Annotated in this window: 5 protein-coding genes; 2 read left to right on the forward strand and 3 right to left on the reverse strand. The window is 49.7% G+C overall.

Annotation, left to right across the window (positions count from 1 at the left end; genetic code table 11):
- Positions 1 to 100 precede the first annotated feature (100 nt).
- From K2I50_RS08855 to dnaG, 3 genes are read right to left on the reverse strand one after another with little or no spacing between them, the layout of a single operon-like run.
- Positions 101 to 670 (reverse strand): Crp/Fnr family transcriptional regulator, encoded by a 570-nt coding sequence (locus K2I50_RS08855; protein WP_301025959.1) that lies wholly within the window; start codon positions 668 to 670, stop codon positions 101 to 103.
- A 55-nt stretch (positions 671 to 725) separates the two neighbouring features.
- Positions 726 to 1,415: a potassium channel family protein gene (locus K2I50_RS08860; RefSeq protein ID WP_301025960.1), complete on the reverse strand. Its 690-nt coding sequence runs from the start codon at positions 1,413 to 1,415 to the stop codon at positions 726 to 728.
- Positions 1,416 to 1,464: 49 nt separating this feature from the next.
- The gene (gene dnaG, locus K2I50_RS08865) at positions 1,465 to 3,717 is read right to left on the reverse strand and encodes a DNA primase (protein WP_301025961.1); all 2,253 of its coding nucleotides are present in this window, start codon (positions 3,715 to 3,717) and stop codon (positions 1,465 to 1,467) included.
- A 63-nt stretch (positions 3,718 to 3,780) separates the two neighbouring features.
- Between dnaG and metF the strand changes: the two genes are divergently transcribed.
- Both metF and K2I50_RS08875 read left to right on the forward strand, forming a co-directional pair.
- Positions 3,781 to 4,737, forward strand: a complete 957-nt coding sequence (gene metF / locus K2I50_RS08870; protein ID WP_301025962.1) for a methylenetetrahydrofolate reductase [NAD(P)H] — start codon at positions 3,781 to 3,783, stop codon at positions 4,735 to 4,737.
- Between the two features lie 16 nt (positions 4,738 to 4,753).
- Positions 4,754 to 5,860, forward strand: a complete 1,107-nt coding sequence (locus K2I50_RS08875; RefSeq protein WP_301025963.1) for a DNA polymerase III subunit — start codon at positions 4,754 to 4,756, stop codon at positions 5,858 to 5,860.
- Positions 5,861 to 5,890 lie beyond the last annotated feature (30 nt).

The raw sequence follows: 5,890 nt of genomic DNA on the forward strand, positions 1-5,890 counted from the left end.
AATTTTTACCTCGCCAAAGTTAGTAATTACTCGAGATCTACCCCTCCCCTATTAGTTAATAGTATGTTAATACATCCTTAATCAGATGACTATGTGCTTTTCAAAAATTTTTTCGCAATCGGCTAAGATGGGTCGGCGTGATATTCAGAAATGATGCGATATCCTTCAAGGAGAACATAGTAAATAGATCGGGATGACGCCCTATAAGATCACAGTAACGCTCATGAGCCGACCGGGTATATAGTGCCATATACCGGTCATAGACAGTCGAAAATACCGCTACAGTCGAATGCATGATGATGTCAGACAGTACTCTATCATGCTTCATTTGCTCAACTATCACCTTCACCGACACACAATAAATATCGCATGGCGACTGGGCGGTTATCGACACTCTCGACGGAGTTCCGTAAAAGGAGAATGGGAAGTCGGCCACAAACTCACCGGCAAACTCCATCCCTACCACATGCTCGCAACCATCAGATGAAAAAGCAAGATATTTAAGGGTCCCGCTTTTTATAAACCCCACATACCGGCACACCTCGCCTACGGTAGCAAAATCCTCACCCTTTTCGAAATGGCGCAATACGCCCTTCTCCAAACAGAAAGTACGCCAGAAATCCACCTCCGGAATATCAATATATGTATTGAATCGCTGAGACATATCCATGGCGCAAATATACAGTTTTTTTCATAATGCCGCCAACATGGCGCCGTATATAAGGTCACCCGATATGATGAATCATATCACGAAACTGCTTCTGCGTCCCCATCACAGTAATTCCATCCCCTTTCTGCACGCGGAAATCATCCGACGGATTATCGACCACCACAGGTTCGCTGTCGGTAAGACCGATGACATTGCGGCGGCTGGATATACGTGTCACAGCTACGAGTTTAAGTCCGAAATTACGTTCAAGTCCCATCTCGTCAAGAGTCATGCCATCGTAAAACTCCGGCACCCGAAACTTCATCACATAATGATCTCTGTCGATACCTATGGCCTCCACACCGGCCCCAAGGGCAAGTTCTCTTGTAAGTTCCCGCGCGGCTCTTTGCTCCGGCACAAGGATGCGGTCAACCTGAAATCCACGCAATATTGTCTCATGAATATCATCAACTGCACGCGCATAGAGATGTCTGACACCCATCTTGCGCAACAGTGCCACAGTCTTCACACTCGCGCCGAAATTTTCGCCGATAGCCACGACGACGAGTTCAGACGAAGCCACAGGCAGTGAGCCCAAAGCAATCTCGTCGGTAGAATCAAGTATATAGGCAGTGGAAATCTTGTCTTTAATCGCCTCAACCAAAGCAGGATTACTGTCGGCCCCAATCACCTCATGCCCCATGGCGGTAAGGTCAACGGCAAGATTTGACCCATAGATACCGAGCCCTATTATCAGTATGCGCATGACTATTTGTTTTTTAGTTACAACATGCCGGCATACACGATAGTTCTACTTATCTCGGCAGTATGATACGCTCTCCGAGATAAGTAGCCATATCCCTGCGCAAGGCATGAAGTTCGCCCAGCCGTGCCATAAGTTCCATGCAGTGAGCCTCATTGTCATGACCCGAGAAGGCTTCCTTTATGCTCCTGTTAAGCTGCTGTATCTGCCATTCAAGCATCGCATCCTTGTATTCAATCACCGCACGCGGCACGATGTCGGGCAGTCTCTCATCGTCGGCAATAATATGGGTGTACTTTGTAAACACCTTGCTGAGCACATGACGCTCGGCCACAAGCTCCATGCCCAACCTACGTATATTGTCGTCGGGACTGGAACATATGACACGCTCGGGATATGTCATTGCATACTCACGCAAATCGCGGATATATTTTTCATCGGCTGCGGCTTTCAGCTCACGCTCACGTCGCTCAATATCCGAGAGATCGGAAGCCGACGCACGTATCTCTGCCTCTCCGGCGGCAATCATCTCCTCACGCTCCTGCTCAAGACGCGCTATACAGTCGAGCTCAACCCGAGGCCAGTCCTCGGCCTGAAGTTTCAACACGGCATTATAGATGGACGCAAGCACCGGATTACAGATCTCCATGCTGTCGCGCTCAAGTTCCGACTTTATATAATCGGCCACTGTCACTGTGACTGAATTGCCCTCCTCATCCACCATATCGGCAAGAGTCAGCAAGCCGTAGCGCAACATGTATTTCACCAGCGCAGTCTCATATTTGAGCATGAATCTGCGGAAATTCTTCTCATCGCGCGTGACATCGGCCGGCTGCATGCTCCCCCTTGTGTCGGTCTCCACAACAAAAGGAGCGACATCAGCCACCGCCTCAGGTGAAGAGGGATTTTCAGCAGGCAAAGATGCATCATCCGGCGCCACAGTCTCGCCGAGCGACTTCCGCGCACGCTCCTGGCGTGCAGCATTAGCGTCCTTTTCGGCCTGCTGTTTACGGCGTTTCTCCACCTCAAGGGCCACAATACGCTCGTCAATATCAAGGCGCCGGCTACACTCCTTGATATATACGTTGGCTGTGACCGCATCAGGAATCACCGATATCGACTGAACGATATCGCCAATCGCACGTGAACGCGCTATCGGGTCGTTCTCAAGACCCTGCAACAGGATTCCCGTCTTGAACTGAATGAAATCGACCTCGTTGGAGGCTATATATTCCTCAACCTCGGTAGAAGTATGACTCTGTGCGAAGCTGTCGGGATCGTCGCCGTCAGGCAGCAGCAGCACCTTTATGTTGAGACCTTCACGCAACAGCATGTCGATACCGCGCAACGAAGCCTTGATGCCGGCAGCATCACCGTCGTAGATGACTGTTACATTGTCGGTAAAACGATGTATCAGCCGGATCTGTCCATCTGTCAGTGAAGTGCCCGACGAGGCCACGACATTCTCAATGCCGCTCTGATGCATCGAGATGACATCAAGATACCCCTCGACAAGGATACATTTATTGTGCTTTACTATCGCCTGTTTTGCCTGATAAAGGCCGTAAAGTTCTTTACTCTTGGTATAGATGGTCGATTCCGGCGAGTTGACATATTTTGCCAGGTCCTTCTTTAAAGTACGGCCGCCAAATGCGATGACTTTGCCCGCGACAGAAAACACCGGAAATATCACCCTACCCTTGAACCGGTCATAGACACGCCCGGTATCAGTGCGGATACACAAACCGGTATCCACCAGATATTTTTCATTGTATCCCTTGCGGATAGCCTCATCATAAAGCGCGGTAGAGCGTTCAAGTGCATAGCCGAGATGAAAGCGCTTTATCATGGCCTCACTCACACCACGCTGCTGCAGATAGGTGAGACCAATGTTGCGGCCGTCGTCGGTCTCATTGAGATTATATTCGAAATGTCGAAGAGCGAATTCGTTGACAGCAAGAAGCGAAGCGCGCTCAGTCTCGCGTTCGCGCTCCTCGTCGGTCATCTCATGCTCCTTGATTTCGATATTGTATTTTCCGGCCAGATAACGCAGAGCCTCCTGATACGTCATCTGCTCATGCTCCATTATAAAGTTAACCGGACTACCGCCCTTACCGCAACTGAAACACTTGCAGATATTCTTTGACTTGGACACAGAGAACGAAGGAGTACGCTCGTTATGGAACGGACATAAGCCAAGATAGCTCGAACCTCTGCGCTTCAAACTCACAAAATCGCTTACCACATCCACAATGTCAGCCACATCGAGAATGCGTTGCACTGTCTCCCGGTCAATTTTTTTCATAATGCAAATGTACAAAATTATCCACGAATTTGCTATCTTTGCTTTTCATCTTCGACAAGACACATGAAAGTTACTGATATAATAGCCGCACGTCAGACTTCCGGGTTCAGCTTTGAGGTACTGCCCCCGCTCAAGGGACGCGGCATCAACCAACTGTTTAACAATATTGACATTCTGCGGGAGTTTGATCCATTGTATATCAATATAACCACCCACCGCAGCGAGATAGTATTCAAGGACACGTCCGACGGCCTGTACCGTCGTGTGAGCGAGCGTAGCCGTCCGGGCACTGTGGCCGTAGCTGCCGCCATACAACAGAAATACGGCATTTCGGCCGTTCCTCACATGATATGCAGCGGATTCTCGAAAATCGAGACCGAGTACGCCCTGATTGACCTGAACTTTCTCGGCATAACCAACCTGCTGCTGCTGCGCGGCGACAAGGCAAAGCATGAATCGCGATTCACCCCCAACGCCGACGGTCACGCCCATGCATCGGAACTGCAGCAACAGGTCAACGACTTCAACCGCGGTTATTTCATTGACGGCACAAAGATGGACATCATCACCGGTGAGACTTTCTCATATGGTGTGGCCGGATACCCGGAGAAACATGAGGAGTCGCCCAATCCGGATATCGACCTGCAATATCTAAAACTGAAAGTCGACAACGGCGCAGACTATATCGTGACCCAGATGTTTTTCGACAACGAGAAATACTTCAGATTTGTCGACCGGTGCCGCAACGCAGGCATCAATGTCCCTATCATTCCTGGTCTGAAACCAATCACCACAATGTCGCAGCTCAACATCCTGCCAAAGGTGTTCCATGTAGACATGCCAAGCGACCTTGCCAACGAACTGATGAAATGTACCTCCGATGCACAGGCTAAGGAAGTCGGCGTAGAATGGTGCGCCATGCAGGCCCGTGAACTCATCGCCCACAATGTGCCGAGTATACATTTCTATTCTCTCAACGCCACACGTAGCGTAGAGCGAGTGGCCCGCACTGTATATTAATCAAGTTCTTCGAGTAATGAAGTTCAGCGACATACCCGGACATCAATCCGTAAAAGAGCGGTTGCGCTCTATGGTGGATGCCGACAGAATACCCCATGCCCTACTCATAGAAGGTCCCTCCGGCACGGGAAAGATGATGCTCGCCAGGGCCATGGCACAATACATCCATTGCGAAAACCGTAGCGGAGGAGACAGTTGCGGAGTGTGCCCGGCATGTATACAACACCGCAGTATCAACCATATCGACACCATATATTCATTTCCTATAGTAAAAGGTGGCCACGACAATCCGGTGTCCGACGACTATATGGCCGAATGGCGCCGCATGTCGGAAGACTCTCCATATATGGATTTCCTACATTGGCTGTCGTTAATACAGGCGGGGAATTCCCAGCCACAGATATTTGTCAGCGAGTCTGACAGTCTGATACACAAGCTGAGCTTCACCGCCCACAAGGCAAAATATAAGGTTGTGATAATGTGGCTGCCAGAGCGACTGAAGACTGAGGCTGCAAATAAAATGCTGAAACTTATCGAGGAACCGTTTCACGACACACTGTTCATTCTCGTAAGCAACGATGCAAAGAATATACTGCCGACCATATATTCACGCACCCAGCGTATAATTGTGCACCGTCTGTCTGACGAAATCGTTGCCAACCGCCTTGTTGAGACAAGGGGATTATCACCGGCCGACGCTATGGCCGTGGCACACAATGCCGACGGAAGCATGCTTGCAGCAGAGACCGCACTATCGTTCTCAAAAGAAGAGAAGCAGTTTCTTGAACTGTTCATGGCTCTTATGCGCAAAGCATACCAGAACCAGATGGCCGACCTGAAAGAATGGACAGTAACCATATCGGCATTTGGCCGCGAGACAATAATACGCTTTCTGAATTACTGTCTGCGACTGGTGAGAGAAAACTTCATAATGAATCTCAATGTGCCTCAGCTCAACTACCTGAACAGTGCGGAAGCTGCATTCTCGAGTAAGTTCTCACGCTTCATAAATGAACGCAACGTCGAACGCATAGCCCGAGAATTCGACTCGGCGATAACTGACATCGCCGGTAACGCCAACCCAAAACTCGTGCTTTTTGACCTTGCCGTAAGGATGTGGTGAGTTATACCCAGAGCCCAGCCCACGAGACAG

This window comes from Muribaculum sp., from assembly GCF_029051885.1.
Taxonomy (GTDB): Bacteria; Bacteroidota; Bacteroidia; order Bacteroidales; family Muribaculaceae; genus Muribaculum.

Excerpts from the sequence above, each read along its gene's own strand:
- K2I50_RS08860 (WP_301025960.1), bottom strand. The coding sequence starts at position 1,415 with ATGCGCATACTGATAATAGGGCTCGGTATCTATGGGTCAAATCTTGCC.
- dnaG (WP_301025961.1), bottom strand. The coding sequence starts at position 3,717 with ATGAAAAAAATTGACCGGGAGACAGTGCAACGCATTCTCGATGTGGCT.
- metF (WP_301025962.1), top strand. The coding sequence starts at position 3,781 with ATGAAAGTTACTGATATAATAGCCGCACGTCAGACTTCCGGGTTCAGC.
- K2I50_RS08875 (WP_301025963.1), top strand. The coding sequence starts at position 4,754 with ATGAAGTTCAGCGACATACCCGGACATCAATCCGTAAAAGAGCGGTTG.
- K2I50_RS08855 (WP_301025959.1), bottom strand. The coding sequence starts at position 670 with ATGGATATGTCTCAGCGATTCAATACATATATTGATATTCCGGAGGTG.